Raw genomic sequence first — 16,936 nt, forward strand, 5'->3', positions numbered from 1 at the left:
ATGGTCGCAGCGCGTCGTCACCGGAAACGTCATTCGCAAAACCCGGCATGGCCGGGAGAGCGTGCGAGCCCTGTGGTCGCGCGTGCCGCCTGCGCTGCAATTGACGAATGTTTTTCGCACAGCCACGGGTCGTCAGATGCGCCGAAGCCCGGATGGCGGCATCATCATCAAATCAGCCGTAGCTGTCTTTGGTTGATAAAGGCCGCGTACGCTAAGGGCGAACGGATCATGAACTCTACTGTAGTCCTGCTGTGCAGCATCCGATCCCTGTGGATTGCCATCGCAGGGCACTAATTTTGATTTCTTCGCCCGTCCGACTCGACAACGCTCCCGGCAGATTAGTCCTGGATGGAGTTGGGCGATGGGTAAACGGAGGCTTCTCAAGGTTCAGGATCGACAGAGACTTTTCGATATACCAACCGATGACGACGGCCTCATCCGACACTATTCGTTATCGGCGGACAGGCTTGAGATTGGACTTCGCAGACGAGAACACAATCAGCTCGGATTTGCCGTTCAGCTCTGCCTGATGCGATATCCAGGCAGGGTGTTGGCGACCGATGAAACTCCGCCTCGCGCAATGCTAAAGTACGGTGGCGCGATAGCGAGTGCTACTGGCTCCATGTTTCGTGAACGCGGATCTCTTCTGCCGGCAATCGACACGATCGAACGGATCGGTCTTGCCGCCCGCGCCATTGCCCGTCGGCGGGCGGAGAGAGCGCTGATCGAAGAAATTTCGGTCGATACGCTTCAATCATTGGATAAGCTGTTGGAGGTTGACCCGGCCATTGGCCAGACGCGCTTTCATTGGCTGCGATCAGCGCCGGACGCGCCAGGTGCGTCAGACCTGGTCGGGCTGACCGAACGGATCGCCTTCCTGCGCAAGCTAGAAATTGATCCGAAACTGCAGATGCGCATATCGTCTGGACGGTGAGATCAGATGATCCGTGAGGGCAACGCCACACAGGCATGGCTATCCTACCGCAAGCGAAAGCAGGACAGGCCGAGCGAGCGGGTGATCGCACCCCAGGCCTTCTTCTCGGCGTGCGGCGCTACCTGGTCGCGCGGGATACGGCGAAGAAGACTGGCGCACCGCTGCAGCACTACCGCGTCGAGGAGATCTACTCGGCCGAGGTACTCGACGAGAGCTTCGATCTCGATCCCGACTTCAACATCCGTGCGCACGCCGACAAGGGCTTCGGGTCATACGAGAGCGCAGCCGAGCACGGCGACGTCGTATGGCGCTTCTCGCCGCACGCTGCGCCGCACGCTCGCCGGTTCGTATTCCATCCAACACAGACCACCGAGGAGGAGTCGGACGGATCGCTGCTTGTGCGCTTCAAGGCGTCCGGACACCTTGAGATGTGTTGGCACCTCTACTCTTGGGGCAACTCGGTGGAAGTGCTCCAGCCTGCGCGGTTGCGCGAGATGGTGAACGGACATCAGCGCAAGTTCGACGCGCTGCCTTGAGAGGATGCCGGCGCAGGCCTTTGTCACCTAGATGCCGGTGAGCATCCTGGCGATCCGCACAGCATATCGATCGGTCATGCCCGACGTGAAGTCTGCAAGAGCGTGTAGCGCCTGCTCGGCATCTGCTACGTTTCGTAAATCTAGATCAAGGGCCCTGACGAGCTGCCGGCTGTGCGCTAAAAGCTTTTCCTGATCCCACTTGGCCTTAGCAAGATCCTCGAATACGGGAAGCACACCTGACATCACGTTGCCAATCACGCGCCGACCGGACACTTCCAGCTCGGTTTTTCTCCGGGCGGTGAAGACCTGGTCCCGAGAAAGGGCCTTCATCTTAGCGAAGGTGGGAGCCAGGGGGCCAGCATCGGTCAGGGAAGCAGAGAACGTCCCGGTCATGATGGCGTCATGGTTGGCCTTGAAGGCCTCGACACAGCTCTCGACTGCGACATTAATGCTCAAAGCCCGCAGCAATGCGATGTGCTCGGCCTGGTTAAGGCCGCTCACGTCGCGGTTAGGGTTGTTGGCAGCCTCGTGTAGCAGGTCCCTGACCGTGTCGAACGGGAGCTCCCCGGTCGTGAAGGCATCCTCAAGATCGACGATGTTGTAGCAGATGTCGTCTGCGGCCTCGACGATGAAGACCAAGGGATGGCGCCGCCACCAATTCCCGGCTTGGTGCACTTCCTCGGGCAGCCTCAGCGAATCAGCTGCCTCCTTGAACAGCTCGATCTCGGAACGGAAGACGCCAAACTTCTTGAGGCCGACATATGGCGCAGTTCCTTTGCCGACGATGCTCTCGCGGTCGGCAGAAGTGACAGGGTACTTCGTGAACGCGCCCAAGGTCGCCTTAGATAGTCGCATGCCGCCCTCGTTGCGGTACATTTCGAGACGAGTAACTATTCGAAACCCTTGCGCATTTCCTTCAAAGTCTACGAACTCCGAACGGTGGCGCTCGTCGACCTCTCCCATAAGCCCTTTGGCATCGTCGAATTTCTCGGCGAACCAGTCGCCCATCGCCGCTTCGCCTGAGTGACCAAAAGGAGGGTTGCCGATGTCGTGGGCGACGCACGCCGCCTGAACGATGTTCGCCAAGCTGTTCGACTCGCCGTCGGGGATCCATGCGTCCCCTCGAGCCAGTTACCGATTCGCATTGCCAACGATCGTCCGACGCTGCTGACCTCAACAGAATGGATCAAACGGTGATGGACATGATCGTGCTCGTAGAGAGGCTGCACTTGGGTCTTGTTGGCTAGTCGCCGAAATGGCGCCGAGAATACGATCCGGTCATGGTCCTGCACGAAGATCGACCGGTTCGGCTTGGGCTCGTAGTGCTTGTCGCCAAGTCGTTCGCTGCACAGCAGCTTTTCCCATTCCATTTTGATCCCCCAAATTCCAATTCGCTTCGATGCCAATCAGTAGCTTGTGCTGAAAGGGTCGCCAAGCGAATGTCTTGATCCCGCGGTTGGTGGACGATCGCCCACAGTGGCGATTGGAAATGAATACCACGCGGCCGCAGTGTTCATGGTTTGTGCCGCGAGAGTCGCATAATTGGCAGTCTGGAACTGCCGGGCGGATGACCGTTATGGCAATATAGCGAGTCGCTCATCGCACCCAATCGTATGTGAGGCGTATTCCGGTTCGGGACGCGCCGCGCGATGCTAGGTCGCGTTGTCCGGCGGGCCAAGCCAATGACACCCACAAAGCTCCTGATTGGGCAGATCGCTGTTGTGTTCGCAATCGTCATTCTGGGCGTGTGGGCGGCGACGCAATGGTGCGCTCATATGCTCGACCATCAGCCGCCGCTAGGCGGGCCATGGTTCGCCGTGGGCAGCTGGCCGATCTACAAGCCGTGGAAGCTTTTCGAATGGTGGTTCCATTTCGACGCCTACGCGCCTGAGGTCTTCGACAAGGCTGGGATGCTTGCGGGCGCCAGCGGATTCGTGGGCTGCGCGGCAGCAATCGCTGGCTCGCTTTGGCGCGCGCGACAGCGCGGATTGGTCACCACCTATGGTTCCTCGCGATGGGCCAACACGCGGGAGATCGAGAAGGCGGGGCTGTTTCGACCGGCAGGCGTTTTCCTCGGCAAACTGAAGGATTGCTATCTTCGCCATGACGGGCCGGAGCACGTGATGGCCTTTGCGCCTACACGTTCTGGCAAGGGCGTTGGGCTCGTTGTTCCGACGCTTCTTTCTTGGACCGGTTCGGCCGTCATACACGACATCAAAGCCGAGAACTGGCAGCTGACGTCCGGCTGGCGATCGAAGTTCTCGTATTGCCTCTTGTTCAATCCGACTGATGCGACGTCGGCGCGCTACAACCCGCTGCTGGAAGTTCGCAAGGGTCCAAACGAGGTCCGCGACGTCCAGAACATCGCCGATATCTTGGTCGATCCGGAAGGAGCGCTGGAGCGGCGGAACCATTGGGAAAAGACCAGTCATTCACTCCTGGTCGGGGCCATCCTGCATGTGCTCTACGCCGAAGAGGAAAAGACGCTCGCCCGCGTCGCAACCTTCCTGTCGGACCCGCAACGCTCCTTTGCCGCAACGCTGCAGCGGATGATGACCACCAATCACCTTGGTGCCGCGGATAAGCCGAAGGTCCATCCTGTCGTGGCCTCGGCCGGCCGCGAGGTCCTGAACAAGTCGGAGAACGAGCGTTCAGGCGTTCTCTCGACGGCGATGTCTTTCCTTGGACTCTATCGCGATCCCACGGTGGCTGCCGCAACGTCGGCCTGCGATTGGCGAATCGTTGATCTCATGGATGCTGAGCGACCAATGTCGCTCTACCTGGTCGTGCCGCCATCGGACATCTCGCGCACCAAGCCCCTGGTCCGACTGATCCTCAATCAGATCGGCCGGCGGCTCACAGAGCGGCTCGAGGGTGATCCGAAGAAGAGCCGCAAGCATCAACTGCTCATGATGCTGGACGAATTCCCGGCGCTCGGTCGGCTCGATTTCTTCGAGACCGCGCTCGCCTTCATGGCGGGCTACGGCATCCGCGCCTATCTGATCGCGCAATCCCTGAACCAGATCTCGAAAGCCTATGGCGAAAACAACGCCATTCTCGACAATTGCCACGTACGGATTGCCTTTTCCTCCAATGACGAGCGCACCGCCAAGCGCATCTCAGACGCACTTGGTACGGCGACGGAACTGAGGTCCATGCGCAACTATGCCGGCCATCGGCTGGCGCCCTGGCTTTCGCACGTCATGGTGAGCCGGCAGGAAACTGCCCGCCCGCTGCTGACGCCGGGCGAGGTGATGCAGTTGCCGCCATCGGACGAACTGGTGCTGGTATCGGGATTGCCGCCGATCCGCGCCAATAAGCTGCGCTATTACCAAGATCAGAATTTCACCGAGCGGGTGCTGCCTTCGCCCGTCCTGCACGACGGTCCCTACGCGGACTGCCCTATGTGGCGCCCGGACGATTGGACCGGACAAGTACGCGGCGTCGATCGCCGGCTTGCTGCCGACAACGAAACCGCCAGCGCGGCAATTCAAGATGAGGGCGGTATCCAACAGCAGCGCCATCCGGGTTTGCCGGAGGAACACGCCGTCGTGACTCCGGAGCCCGATCAAGGTGATCTGTTCGTGCCCGCCGACGACGATAGTGAGGCACTTGTCGACAAGCGCGTGATGGATCGGATTTCCACCGCGGCACGCGCTTACGGCATCAACGAAGGGAAGGGCGACGAGAAGGATATCGTGCCTGGCTTCTGATCGCCTCCAAGTGCAAAGCGCACTTCGGCGTAGATAACGGCCATAAGCGATTTTGGGCGTCTGGCCGATGCTTGTTCCCGCCGCCTGGCGCATCGGCGCCGGTCAGATGGAACGAGCCGCATGAAGCCCCACCGCATTCGCCACCAGTTTCTGCTTGAGCCGGAGCTCAGCGACAAACTGGACAACCTTAGCCGCGATCCATCGACGACCAAATCAGCGATCGTGGCGAAGGCGATCGAAGCCTTCATCGAGCGGCGTGGCGAGAACGAGCTCGACCGGCGCTACGGCGTAAGGCTCGACCGTCTTTCCCGCGACCTCGCTCATGTCAGGCGCGATGCCGAGATGATCCTGGAGAGCCTCGCACTTTTTATCCGCTTTTCGATCACGCTTCATGCTCATACGCCGGTCCCGGACAGGGCGACACAGGCGATCGCCCAGGAACGTTTCGACAAATTCGTCGAGCAAGTCGGCCGTCAGATCGCGTCCGGGAAACGGTCGCTTGGCAAGGACAATGGCGCGGGAGGGGAAGGATGAGCTCTCATCCGGAGGCCGACCATCGTCGCCGCGCAATGCTGCGCACCGCCATGGGCCCGGCGATCACCGAAGCCCTAGCCGATCCCTTGGTCATCGAGGTGATGGTCAATCCCGACGGTGCGCTGCGGCTCGACCGGTTGGGAGAGGGCCTGGTCGATACTGGCGTGCACATGCACCCATCCGAGGCGGAACGCATCGTCCGCCTTGTCGCTTCCCATGTGCGCGCCGAGGCGCATGCCGATAATCCGATCGTCAGCGCCGAACTGCCCTCGGGCGAGCGCTTCGAGGGGCTGTTGCCGCCAGTCGTACTGGCGCCATGCTTCGCCATTCGCAAGCCAGCGGCAAATCTCTACACGCTGGCCAACTATGTGGCCGACCGCATCATGCTGCCGCTGCAGGCCGATGCGCTGAGGAAGGCGGTGCGCGAGCGGCGCAACATATTGGTCGCGGGCGGCACGTCCTCGGGCAAAACCACGCTCGCCAATGCGCTGCTGGCCGAAGTCGCCGAATGCGACGAGCGGGTGCTCCTGATCGAAGACACACGCGAGCTGCAGTGCGCTGCCAAGGACTGCGTTGCGCTTAGGACAAGACGGGGCTCGGTGACGCTTGCCGATCTCGTACGCTCGACGCTGCGGCTCAGGCCCGACCGCATCATCGTCGGCGAAGTCCGAGGGGCAGAAGCCCTCGACATGCTGAAGGCATGGAACACTGGCCACCCCGGCGGCATCGCCACGGTTCACGCCAATTCGGCGCGCTCCGCCCTCTACCGGATCGAGCAACTCGCCCAGGAAGCCGTCGTCACCGTTCCCCGCCGTCTCATAGCCGATGCCATCGATCTGATCGTCTTCATCGCCGGGCGCGGATCCTCGCGCCGCATCGACGCGATTGCCGAGGTCACCGGTCTCGACGGCAGCGGCGATTACGCTGTCGCCCCGCTCACGCTTCCCCAACTCCAGCAGCTTTGAAAGGTCACTTCATGCGCAAGAAGCTTCGCTTTCTTTCGTCCACCGCACTCGCGTTTTGTCTTACGGCCTCGGCTCACGCGGCCGGCTCCGGCATGCCATGGGAACAGCCGCTGCAGCAGATACTGGAGTCGGTGCAGGGACCGGTCGCCAAGATCGTCGCGGTGATCATCATCATCACAACGGGCTTGACCCTTGCCTTCGGTGACACCGCAGGCGGATTCCGCCGGCTCATCCAGATCGTCTTCGGCCTGTCAATCGCCTTTGCGGCATCGAGCTTCTTCCTCTCCTTCTTCTCTTTCGGTGGCGGGGCGCTCGTCTGATGATCGCGGGCGAGCAGCATATCGAGGGCTTCGAGGTTCCAGTCCACCGGGCGTTGGCCGACCCGATCCTGCTCGGCGGTGCGCCGCGGGCGGTCGCGATCCTCAACGGCACGGTGGCCGCGGCAATCGGCCTGGGCTTGCAACAATGGATTGCCGGGCTGGTGCTCTGGCTTGCCGGCCACACACTCGCGGTCTTCGCCGCAAGGCGCGATCCGGACTTCGCCACAGTGCTTGTCCGCCACCTTCGTCTCAAGGGGTGGCTTGCATGCTGAATCTTTCGGAATATCGCGGCAAAGCCGACCGGCTTGCCGATCATCTGCCGTGGGCCGCACTTGTTGCGCCGGGCATCGTGCTCAACAAGGACGGCAGCTTCCAGCGAACTTTTCGGTTCCGCGGCCCCGATCTCGAAAGCGCGACGGAAGCCGAGCTCGTCGGCATCTGCGCGCGGGCAAACAATGCGCTCAGACGCCTTGGCTCGGGCTGGGCATTGTTCAATGAAGCCGAGCGGATCGAAGCGCTGGGCTATCCGAATTCTCGCTTTCCCGACGCGGCGTCATGGCTGGTCGACGAAGAACGCCGCGCGGCCTTCGAGGGCAAGGTCGCGCATTTCGAAAGCCTCTACCATCTGACCTTGCTGTTCATGCCACCGCCGGACAGCCAGGCACGGGCGGAAAGCGTGCTCGTCGACTCGCATCATTCAGAAGGCGAAAGAGACTGGCGCCAGGAGATGGCGCGGTTCCGAGACGAGACCGACCGGGTTCTGGATCTTCTGTCGGGCTTCATGCCCGAGGTGCGCTCCCTCGACGATGCCGAGACGCTGGCCTATCTGCACGGCACAATCTCGACCCGTCGCCATCCGGTCGCCGTGCCGGAAACACCGATGTATCTGGACGGCATCCTGGTCGATGCGCCGCTTACCGGCGGCTTGGAGCCGATGCTGGGTGAGCAACATCTTCGCACACTCACCATCCTCGGCTTTCCGAACGTTACACGGCCCGGAATCCTCGACGCACTCAACAACCAGGATTTCGCCTATCGCTGGATGACGCGCTTCATTCCGCTCGACAAGACCGAAGCCACGAAGACGCTGACGCGGTTGCGGCGGCAGTGGTTTGCTAAGCGCAAATCGATCGTCGCGATCCTACGCGAGGTTGTGACCAACGAACCGGTCCCGCTCGTCGACAGCGATGCCGACAACAAGGCGCTCGATGCCGACGAAGCACTTCAGGCCCTGGGCGGCGATCATGTCGGCTTCGGCTATCTCACGACGACCGTGACGGTATGGGACGAGGATCGCCAAGCCGCCGCAGAGAAACTTCGTTCGGTCGAACGCATCATCAATGGGCTCGGCTTCACCACGATCCGTGAAAGCGTCAATGCGGTCGAGGCCTGGCTCGGCTCATTGCCCGGCCATGTCTATGCCAATGTTCGCCAGCCGCTCGTTCACACACTGAATCTCGCCCATCTCATGCCGCTCTCCTCGGTATGGGCCGGCTCAGCAACGAACGAGCATCTCGCCAAGGTTACCCAGACCGACGCCCCGCCGCTTCTCGTGGCCGAGACCAGCGGATCGACACCGTTCCGGCTTTCCACGCATATCGACGATGTCGGCCACATGCTGATCGTTGGTCCGACCGGCGCCGGAAAGTCGGTTCTGCTTGCGCTGATCGCTCTTCAGTTCCGGCGCTACGCCGGCGCCCAGGTCTATCTCTTCGACAAAGGCAATTCGGCCCGTGCGGCGACCCTTGCCATGGGTGGAGAGCACCATGCACTCGGCGCGGACGGGGCGCTTTCCTTCCAGCCGTTGCGCGACATCAACGACCAGGCTGCCCGCAGTTGGGCGGCCGAATGGGTCGCCGGCCTCATTGCCCATGAGAACGTCGCAGTTACCCCAGAAGTTAAGGAGGCGATCTGGTCGGCACTCACCAGCCTTGCTACCGCGCCGGCGCAGGAACGCACGCTGACCGGCCTGTCGGTCCTGCTTCAGTCCAATGGGCTGAAGTCTGCGTTGATGCCCTACACGCTCGACGGCCCCTTCGGTCGGTTGCTCGACGCCGATGATGATCGGCTGGCCTTGTCGGATGTGCAATGTTTCGAGACTGAGGAGCTGATGCACAGCCAAGGCGCTGTGCTGCCTGTGCTCACCTATCTGTTTCATCGGCTGGAGGAGCGATTCGACGGACGGCCGACGCTGCTCATGCTCGATGAGGCCTGGGTCTATCTCGACAATCCGCTGTTTGCCGCCCGTATCCGCGAATGGCTGAAAGTGCTGCGCAAGAGAAACGTGTCGGTCATCTTCGCCACGCAATCGCTTGCCGACGTCGCCGGCTCTGCAATAGCGCCTGCAATCATCGAGAGCTGCCCACAGCGTATTTTCCTTCCCAATGACCGTGCCGTGGAACCGCAAGCGCGGGCGGCCTATGAGCGCTTTGGGCTGAACGAGCGGCAGATCGACCTCATCGCCCGCGCCACGCCGAAGCGGCAATACTATCTCCAATCGCGTCGCGGCAACCGGCTCTTCGAGCTGGGCTTGGGTCCCATCACACTCGCGCTTTGTGGCGCCTCCGATCCAGCCACGCAGACCCTTATCGACAGGGTCCTGTTCGAGCACGGACAGGACGGCTTTGCCTCCCACTTCCTGAATTCGCGCGGCCTCGATTGGGCCGTCGAACTTCTTCTGCAATTCCCTCAACCAGACAAGGAGCAATCGTCATGATGGGACGCCGCCTTTTCACTAGCCTGATCACAGTTTCTCTGATCGCCAAACCCTTGGCCGACTATGTTCAGCCAGCCTATGCCCTGATCGTCTTCGATCCGTCGAACTATGCGCAAAACGTGCTGTCGGCGGCACGCGCATTGGAGCAGATCAACAATCAGATCCAATCGCTTCAGAACCAGGCAACCGTGCTGCAGAACATGGCGCGCAACCTTCAGAGCCTGGATTTCTCTTCCGTGGGCCAACTCACCGGCGCGCTCCATCGCATTGATGGGCTCATGGACCAGGCAAGCGGCCTGAGCTTTGATCTAGGCAAACTTCAGGACCAGTGGCGCAGTCAATACCCGGAAAGCTACGACGCCACGATCAAGGTCAGCGACGTGGCAAGCGCCGCGCGCGAGCGTTGGCAGAGCGCCCTGCAGGCGTTCCGCCAGACCATGGGTGTGCAGTCGCAGATCGTCGAGAACGTCCGCGGCGACGGCGACCTGCTTGCCGATCTCGTCAACCGTAGCCAGGGCGCGGCAGGTGCGCTTGAGGCAAGCCAGGCCACCAACCAGCTGATCGCGCTTTCGACCAAGCAGCAGATGCAAATCCAGACGCTGCTCGCGACGCAGTTTCGAGCTGAGGCCGAGGATGCCGCCCGCAAGGCCCAGTCCGAGGAAGCCGCCCGCGAGATGACGAAGCGCTTCCTGGGCACCGGCACGGCCTATCCCGGCAACTGATCACCAGCTCTTTACGACGAGGAAGGCGGCGGCATGAACGACCTCGGGGTCATCGATCGCTTTATGGAGACCTTCATCCGCTACATCGACAGCGGATTCGGGCTGCTCTCTGGCGATGTCGCCTTCCTCACCACGACCCTGATCGGCATCGACATCACGCTAGCCGGTCTGGCCTGGGCGTTCGGCGGCGAACCCAACATTCTCGGCCGCCTCATCCGCAAGGTGCTCTATGTCGGCGTCTTCGCCTTCATCCTGAACAATTTCAAGAGCCTCGCCGACATCATCTATCGGTCCTTTGCCGGTCTCGGCATCAACGCGTCCTCAGGCAATCTCTCCGCTGACAATCTCCTGCATCCAGGCCGCATCGCCGCCACAGGTTTCGAGGGCGCCTGGCCGCTGCTCGATCAGGCAAGCCAGCTCCTGGGCTTCCCCGAAATCTTCGGCAACGCGCTCACCATCTTCGTGCTGCTCGTGGCCTGGTTCCTGGTCATCATCGCCTTCTTCATTCTCTCGATCCAGCTCTTCATCACCATCCTGGAGTTCAAGCTCACCACGCTGGCCGGCTTCACCCTGGTCCCGTTCGCGCTCTGGAACCGGTCGGCGTTTCTCGCCGAGCGCGTGCTCGGCAATGTCATCTCGTCGGGCATCAAAGTGATGGTGCTCGCCGTCATCGTCGGCATCGGTTCCACACTCTTCGGTCAGTTTGCTTCCGCGCTGCAAGGGAAGGAGCCGGATCTGGCCGCCGCCATGTCCCAGGTGTTGGGCGCGCTTGCGCTGTTGGGGCTCGGCATCTTCGGACCTGGGATCGCTTCGGGCCTTGTTTCCGGTGCCCCTCAGCTCGGCGCGGGCGCCGCACTGGGTACCACCGCAGCCGCAGCCGGTGCATCGCTCGTTGCCGGAGGCGCCGCGTTTGCCGGAACGCGCATGGCGACCGGAGGCGGGCTCGCTGCAGTCCGTGCCGGCACGACCATGGGATCGGCTGCTTCCGCTGCTTGGCAGATCGGGCGTGCAACCTCATCCGACTCCGGCATGTCCGGCGTGGCTGCCGGTATGCACGGCGTGGCGGGTGCCGCCGGCGGCGCCGCGATGCGGGCAGCGCGATCTGCTGCGGGAACCTTCGGACGCAACGCCGATGCCGGGCGCGAAGCCGCATGGACCGCGACGGGCGGTACGCCAACGTCGTCAATGATTGGGCGCACTGCCGGCGCAGGCCCCAATGCCGCGCCGACATGGGCAAGGCGCTTGCGTTCCGAACAGAACGCCCGTGCACATCGCCATGCGGCGGCGCAGGCCGTCCGAGATGGCGACAAGCCGGGCGGCAGCGCCAATCCCTCACTCAACGACAAGGACGACTAGATGCTCTTCAAGCGACCCGTTCAACGATACGGCAAGACGCCCGAGCCGGTCACGCCGTACCAGAAGGCCGCCCAGCTCTGGGACGAGCGCATCGGCTCATCTCGAGTTCAGGCCAGGAACTGGCGGCTGATGGCGCTCGGTTGTCTTGCCTTAGCGGCTGGACTTTCCGGCGGACTCGTGTGGCAGTCGACACAGAGCCGGGTTGTGCCCTACGTCGTCGAAGTCGACCGGTTCGGCGAGGCGCGCGCCGTTGCTCCGGCAGTCCGAGACTACGAGCCCTCCGATGCCCAGATCGCCTGGCATCTCGGCCACTTCATTCAAAATATCCGTTCCATTTCCACTGATCCAGTGCTGGTCAGGCAGAACTGGCTGGCAGCTTATGACTTTGCCACCGACCGGGCAGCGCTCTTCCTCAACGAATACGCCAAGGCGAACGACCCCTTCGGTCAGATTGGCACGCGCAGCATATCCGTGCAGGTGACCAGCGTAGTCCGGGCTTCCGATAGCTCGTTCCAGGTCAAATGGACCGAGCAGGTCTTTGAGCGGGGCAGCCTCGCCAGCACGACGCGCTGGACTGCGATCCTCACCATCGTGATGCGGCCACCAAGCAATACGGACCAGCTGCGCAACAATCCGCTCGGCGTCTTCATCAACGCCATCGATTGGTCACGCGAGCTCGACAGCGCCGCGCCGACATCCGTTTTCCCAAAGGAGCCCGCCGATGACAAATAGAGTCCCATCGTTCCGTAACGCGCTAATCCTTTCTGCGTCCGCAGCCGTCCTCTCCGCCTGCGCGTCGAAGCCGGTGCCGCCGCCCGAGATTTCCTATGACGCTGCCGACTTCAAACCGGCGGCAATCGAGAAGGTGCCGGAGAAGCCTGTCAAGATCGTCGAGGTGCCAAAGCCGTTGCCGCTACCCGGCCAGTTGCAGCCCAATCCGGGTAAGGTCGCCGCCGCCGAAGACAAGCGCTCTCCTGAAGAACGTGTCGCCGATGCCAACAAGGCGGCGACGCAGCAACCCACCAAGTACGGCTATGTCAACGCGGTGCAGGTCTTTCCCTTCACCGATGGCGCGCTTTACCAGCTCTATGCCGCGCCAGAGCGCGTCAGCGATATTGCTCTACAGCCGGGCGAGAAACTGACAGCCGTGTCGGCCGGTGACACCGTGCGCTGGGTCATAGGCGATACCGCCAGCGGCACCGGTGACAATCAGCGCACCCATGTGTTGGTAAAACCTTTCGCGTCAGGGCTTACCACCAATCTCGTTATCACAACGGACCGTCGGACGTATCATCTGCAGCTTCAAAGCACCGAGAAGACGGCAATGGCGGCGATCTCCTGGACGTACAGCGAGGACCAGATCATAGCGCTCCGCCAGCGTAACGCTCAGGCCGAGGCCGCGATGCCGGTGGCGTCGAATCTGGCGCTGGAGAACATTCGCTTCCGCTACTCGATTAGCGGCGATACGCCGCCCTGGAGGCCGACGCGCGCCTTTGATGACGGCAGCAAGGTTTATATCGAATTCCCGCGCCGCATCGATCAGGGCGAGGCGCCGCCGCTCTTCATCGTCGGCGCTGACGGCGGCAGCCAGCTCGTTAACTACCGCATGCGCGGCAACTATTACATCGTCGATCGCCTCTTCGCCGCCGCTGAACTGCGCCTGGGCACCAAGCAACAGCAGGTGGTGCGCATCACGAGGACTGACGGCCGGCAGCTGCCGCGGCGGACTTCACTCTTTGCGCGGTCCAGCAGGTAAGGGGAACGCTCATGACCGATACTTCCAGACCCGATGCTCCGCCGAAACTCGATCCCGAGCAGTTGCAATTGCGAGCTTCGCCCCGTCGTGCTGTGCGTTTCAGGCGCGGCGTGATCATCGCTATCGCTGCTGTCGGATCCGGTGCCATTCTGGGCGTCACGGTGATCGCGCTTCAGGGACCGGCATTGCGCATCAGACAGCAGGCGGAAGACCTCCACAACACTGAGCGCAAGCCAACCGCCGAGGGACTCGACACGCTTCCCAAGGACTATTCCGGAATGAAGCCGAAGCCTCCTGTGCTCGGACCACCTCTGCCCGGCGACCTCGGCCGTCCCATCCTTGAACGTCAACGTCAGCTTGGCATAGCGCCGGGGCAGGAGGCGTCGGCCGAGGAGCAGCGGCTTGCTCAGCAGGCGATCGAGGCGCGCGAGTCGCAAGTCCTGTTCCGGATCGAAAACCGGCCTAGGGAAACGAATGTCGCCGACAATGCGCACGGAGCGCAGCCGCCGTTTGAAGCACCGCTTGCGCAACCCGGTGCGGGTGGCGCGCGAGCATCCGTGGCGCCGACCGAGGGTGACCAGAACAATCAGCAGCGCAAGCTCGACTTTGTCAGCCAGCAGAGCACGAGTGGGATTTACAATCCGCATGCGCTGCAAACGCCGGCTTCGCCCTATCAACTGATGGCGGGCAGCGTGATCGCAGCAAGCCTCATCACCGGGATCAATTCGGACTTGCCCGGCCTCGTCGTCGCGCAGGTCACCGAGAATGTGCACGACACGGTCACGGGCAGCATCTTGCTCATTCCGCAAGGCTCGCGGCTGATCGGCACCTATGACAGCGTTGTCGCCTTCGGCCAAAAACGTGCGCTACTGGTCTGGCAACGCGTTCTGCTGCCCGATGGCTCTTCGATCGAAATCGACAACCTGCCCGCGACAGACACTGCCGGCTACGCGGGGCTTGAGGACAAGGTGGATTTCCATACTTGGCAGCTGATCAAGGGCGTTGCGCTAGCAACGCTGCTGGGTGTCGGCACCGAGTTGAGCTTTGGGGACAATGAAAGCGACCTGGTCAAGGCGATCCGAGAATCCACTCAGCGGAACGTCAGTCAAGCCGGCCAACGCATCACCGAAAAGAACCTCAATATCCAACCCACAATTACGGTGCGCCCTGGTTGGCCGCTGCGCGTCATCGTGCACAAGGATCTTGTGCTGCGGCCATACGCGGGTTGATTAGGAGTGGCTCATGGCGAACCTGAAACTTGGAAAGCTTCCAGACCGAACACCTTCCAAAGTCACCGTCACTGTCAGCGCTGAGCTGAACCAAGCGCTGAAGGACTATGCGGCGCTATATCGCCAGACCTATGGCGAATCGGAATCAGTTGCGGAACTGATCCCCTTCATGCTGGCAGAGTATCTAGAAAGCGACCGAGCGTTTGCTAAGGCAAGAAAGGAAGGCTTATCCGCTACAGGCACGTCGGAAAAGTCGCGGCGCCAACCCGGTTCGCATTCCGAATAGCCGAACGCCAAACTGGGTCTAGCCGAACCATGGCGCGTGCCGTTGAACTTCCCGGTTCTCTAACGTCGCTGGCAGAGCTCGAACGATTTCTGGCTGTTGCGGCCTATTTGGTCGTTCGTCATGGCGAAACTTACACGCCGACATTCGAGCGGCTTGAGCATGAGCTTGAAGAAGCGCGGCGGCGGCTTGGGATCCGAGACCGGGCCCGGCACGTGCTAGCCGAACTGATCCAGAATGGGGGCCCCGCAGGAGCAAAAGCGATAGCCCAACTGCGATATGCGCCCCAAACTTCCATCGAGAGCGGAATTAACGTCAACCCGTCAGCGCGAAATACGTGAAGCTGTCCGACACCGATCGATTTCAAGTATCGAACCTGCAACCGCACAACATAAAAAACTGCTGATTAGGCACCGTGGCATCAGCCCCGTTCAGGAGGGACGAACGCGATTCTTTGCAGCCACTCGCGCTTCTGGGCCAAGGATGGCCCGGCGCCGTATTTCGGTCGGATCCATTTGTGGCCCATCAAGGAAGCGATAACTTTCTCGGGCGCCTCAACTGCCGTTAGTCGATCCTCAAAAGTGTGTCGTAGGCTATAGAGACTATGCTCCGATGTAGGCAGGAGTTTCTTGTTGGTAAGCACCTTATTGACCAGCGCCGAAAGCGAGGCTGCCTTGTCACGGTAGCGGGGGAAGCCCTCCGGATGGAGCTTTATCGCTTCAAGCGCGCAGCCGACTAGAGGGATGTCACGCGCTGAATGATCGGTCTTCAACCGACGCCCATTGGGGCGCACCTGGACGTGCGGGATTTCGTGATCGAGGTGGATTGTTTCCGTGGTGAGGTTTGCTGCTTCAGAGAGCCTGAGTCCGGTGTCGGCAATTAGATAGACGAGATGGCGCGCCTCCTCGTTCAGCCCGTCCAGTGCGCCTTTCGCGAGAATCTCTCCCTGCACGAACTGCGCCGTGAACGCCGCGCGTTGAGCCGCGACGGCACCGGAGAGCCGCAGTTGATGGAAAACCGGCTCCAGTTTGAGCTGATAGGTGAGGTCGACGACACGCAGCATCTTGGAGAGGTGGCCGATGTCCTTGTTGGCCGTACCGATATCGAGGCCACCGCCGACGATCCGCTTCTGCCACCACTCGCGGAAGGCGACCGCATCATCCCGTGTCAGGCGAGCGATCTCTTTGTCGCCGATGACGCCAATCAAGTTCGCGATCGCTCGCGTCTTCGGATTGCGCCACTTCTTTACCTGGTTTGGCGACATGGCCAGCAGGGTCTGTTGCTCGATCGTTTCGAACTCCTTGACAAGGCCGCTCAGGCGCAGTGCTGGCCGCTGCTCTCCGCCCATCACCGCAGAGACGTCCTTTGCGTCCTCGACTGCATCCTTATCGAGAAGCAGCTTGATGCGAGCCATGAGTTCGTCGAGAGGGCCCGCCGCCAGTTCCTCATTGGTCCGATAAGCCACCCCGAACGATCGCGCACGCTTCCTTACAGCCTCGAAGCGCAACGCCGCCTCTGCCGACTGGCCATCGCCAAGTCTGCGCCAATACGCCTCGAGCCCGGCGCCGAGGCTGCGCACCGCGTCCCGGGCCCGTATACCACGCGGATCGTCGGCAACGGCGACCCCAGTGGAAATGCGCACCAGGCCGCGCGGATCATAGGCCGCGAATTCCTTCGGAACCCGCCGCACGAGATACCAGATGCCATCACGTTTGTGCGGCCTTGACGCCGCAGATCGTCGCATTAGCTAACTCTAATGTTACACAGTTTGTTACACAGAAAGAGATATGTTTCGATCTTGAGCAGTCAAGAGTCACAACGAACTTTTTGAAAACAAACGGTTTTTAGCTGAGTGAGCTGGCGGAGAGAGCG

The 16,936-nt window shown here is 61.5% G+C and carries 15 protein-coding genes and 2 pseudogenes; 15 read left to right on the top strand and 2 right to left on the bottom strand.

All coding sequences use genetic code 11. The annotated features are described in order from the left end of the window. From DH08_RS30615 to DH08_RS30625, 3 genes and pseudogenes are all read left to right on the top strand, one after another. Window positions 1–196, top strand: a pseudogene (locus tag DH08_RS30615) (IS1595 family transposase); the annotation flags it as partial. 165 nt (window positions 197–361) lie between these two features. Continuing rightward, a pseudogene (locus tag DH08_RS30620) lies at window positions 362–931 on the top strand (DUF4158 domain-containing protein); the annotation flags it as partial. Between the two features lie 38 nt (window positions 932–969). Further along, window positions 970–1,470, top strand: coding sequence for a helix-turn-helix transcriptional regulator (locus tag DH08_RS30625; RefSeq protein ID WP_246801100.1), 501 nt, complete (start codon window positions 970–972; stop codon window positions 1,468–1,470). Between the two features lie 27 nt (window positions 1,471–1,497). Here DH08_RS30625 and dgt read toward each other — a convergent pair whose 3' ends face one another. Then, the gene (gene dgt, locus DH08_RS30630; RefSeq protein ID WP_246801103.1) at window positions 1,498–2,556 is read right to left on the bottom strand and encodes a dGTP triphosphohydrolase; all 1,059 of its coding nucleotides are present in this window, start codon (window positions 2,554–2,556) and stop codon (window positions 1,498–1,500) included. Between the two features lie 596 nt (window positions 2,557–3,152). On the opposite strand from dgt, the gene DH08_RS30635 reads away from it, so the two are divergent. From DH08_RS30635 to DH08_RS30690, 12 genes are all read left to right on the top strand, one after another. After that, window positions 3,153–5,183, top strand: a complete 2,031-nt coding sequence (locus DH08_RS30635) for a conjugal transfer protein TraG (RefSeq protein ID WP_192182965.1) — start codon at window positions 3,153–3,155, stop codon at window positions 5,181–5,183. 120 nt (window positions 5,184–5,303) lie between these two features. Continuing rightward, entirely contained in the window at window positions 5,304–5,717 is a 414-nt protein-coding gene (locus DH08_RS30640) for a CopG family transcriptional regulator (RefSeq protein WP_192182966.1), read from the top strand. Further along, window positions 5,714–6,682, top strand: coding sequence for a P-type conjugative transfer ATPase TrbB (gene trbB, locus DH08_RS30645; protein WP_192182967.1), 969 nt, complete (start codon window positions 5,714–5,716; stop codon window positions 6,680–6,682). Before DH08_RS30640 ends, trbB begins: the two co-directional genes overlap by 4 nt. 11 nt (window positions 6,683–6,693) lie before the next feature. Further along, window positions 6,694–7,002: a TrbC/VirB2 family type IV secretion system protein gene (locus DH08_RS30650; RefSeq protein WP_192182968.1), complete on the top strand. Its 309-nt coding sequence runs from the start codon at window positions 6,694–6,696 to the stop codon at window positions 7,000–7,002. Next, on the top strand, window positions 7,002–7,274 hold the full coding sequence (locus DH08_RS30655; protein WP_192182969.1) for a VirB3 family type IV secretion system protein: 273 nt from the start codon (window positions 7,002–7,004) through the stop codon (window positions 7,272–7,274). The genes DH08_RS30650 and DH08_RS30655 overlap by 1 nt, the downstream gene beginning before the upstream one ends. Further along, a complete protein-coding gene (gene trbE / locus DH08_RS30660) occupies window positions 7,268–9,718 on the top strand; it encodes a conjugal transfer protein TrbE (protein ID WP_192182970.1) in 2,451 nt (816 codons plus the stop codon). The genes DH08_RS30655 and trbE overlap by 7 nt, the downstream gene beginning before the upstream one ends. Next, window positions 9,715–10,440: a P-type conjugative transfer protein TrbJ gene (trbJ, locus tag DH08_RS30665; protein ID WP_192182971.1), complete on the top strand. Its 726-nt coding sequence runs from the start codon at window positions 9,715–9,717 to the stop codon at window positions 10,438–10,440. Before trbE ends, trbJ begins: the two co-directional genes overlap by 4 nt. Window positions 10,441–10,473: 33 nt before the next feature. Next, window positions 10,474–11,796 (top strand): P-type conjugative transfer protein TrbL, encoded by a 1,323-nt coding sequence (trbL, locus tag DH08_RS30670; protein ID WP_192182972.1) that lies wholly within the window; start codon window positions 10,474–10,476, stop codon window positions 11,794–11,796. Continuing rightward, window positions 11,797–12,528 carry a conjugal transfer protein TrbF gene (gene trbF / locus DH08_RS30675; RefSeq protein WP_192182973.1) on the top strand — a complete coding sequence of 244 codons (732 nt, stop codon included), beginning with the start codon at window positions 11,797–11,799 and terminating at the stop codon, window positions 12,526–12,528. Then, on the top strand, window positions 12,518–13,552 hold the full coding sequence (trbG, locus tag DH08_RS30680; protein ID WP_192182974.1) for a P-type conjugative transfer protein TrbG: 1,035 nt from the start codon (window positions 12,518–12,520) through the stop codon (window positions 13,550–13,552). Before trbF ends, trbG begins: the two co-directional genes overlap by 11 nt. 11 nt (window positions 13,553–13,563) lie before the next feature. Continuing rightward, window positions 13,564–14,781, top strand: a complete 1,218-nt coding sequence (locus DH08_RS30685) for a TraB/TrbI/VirB10 family type IV secretion system protein (RefSeq protein ID WP_192182975.1) — start codon at window positions 13,564–13,566, stop codon at window positions 14,779–14,781. A 13-nt stretch (window positions 14,782–14,794) separates the two neighbouring features. Further along, on the top strand, window positions 14,795–15,067 hold the full coding sequence (locus DH08_RS30690; protein WP_192182976.1) for a DUF2274 domain-containing protein: 273 nt from the start codon (window positions 14,795–14,797) through the stop codon (window positions 15,065–15,067). A gap of 418 nt (window positions 15,068–15,485) precedes the next feature. On the opposite strand, the gene DH08_RS30695 is transcribed toward DH08_RS30690, so the two are convergent. Further along, window positions 15,486–16,808: a tyrosine-type recombinase/integrase gene (locus tag DH08_RS30695; RefSeq protein ID WP_192182977.1), complete on the bottom strand. Its 1,323-nt coding sequence runs from the start codon at window positions 16,806–16,808 to the stop codon at window positions 15,486–15,488. Between the last annotated feature and the right edge of the window lie 128 nt (window positions 16,809–16,936).

It is taken from the genome of Mesorhizobium amorphae (assembly GCF_014843845.1).
GTDB lineage: Bacteria > Pseudomonadota > Alphaproteobacteria > Rhizobiales > Rhizobiaceae > Mesorhizobium > Mesorhizobium amorphae_A.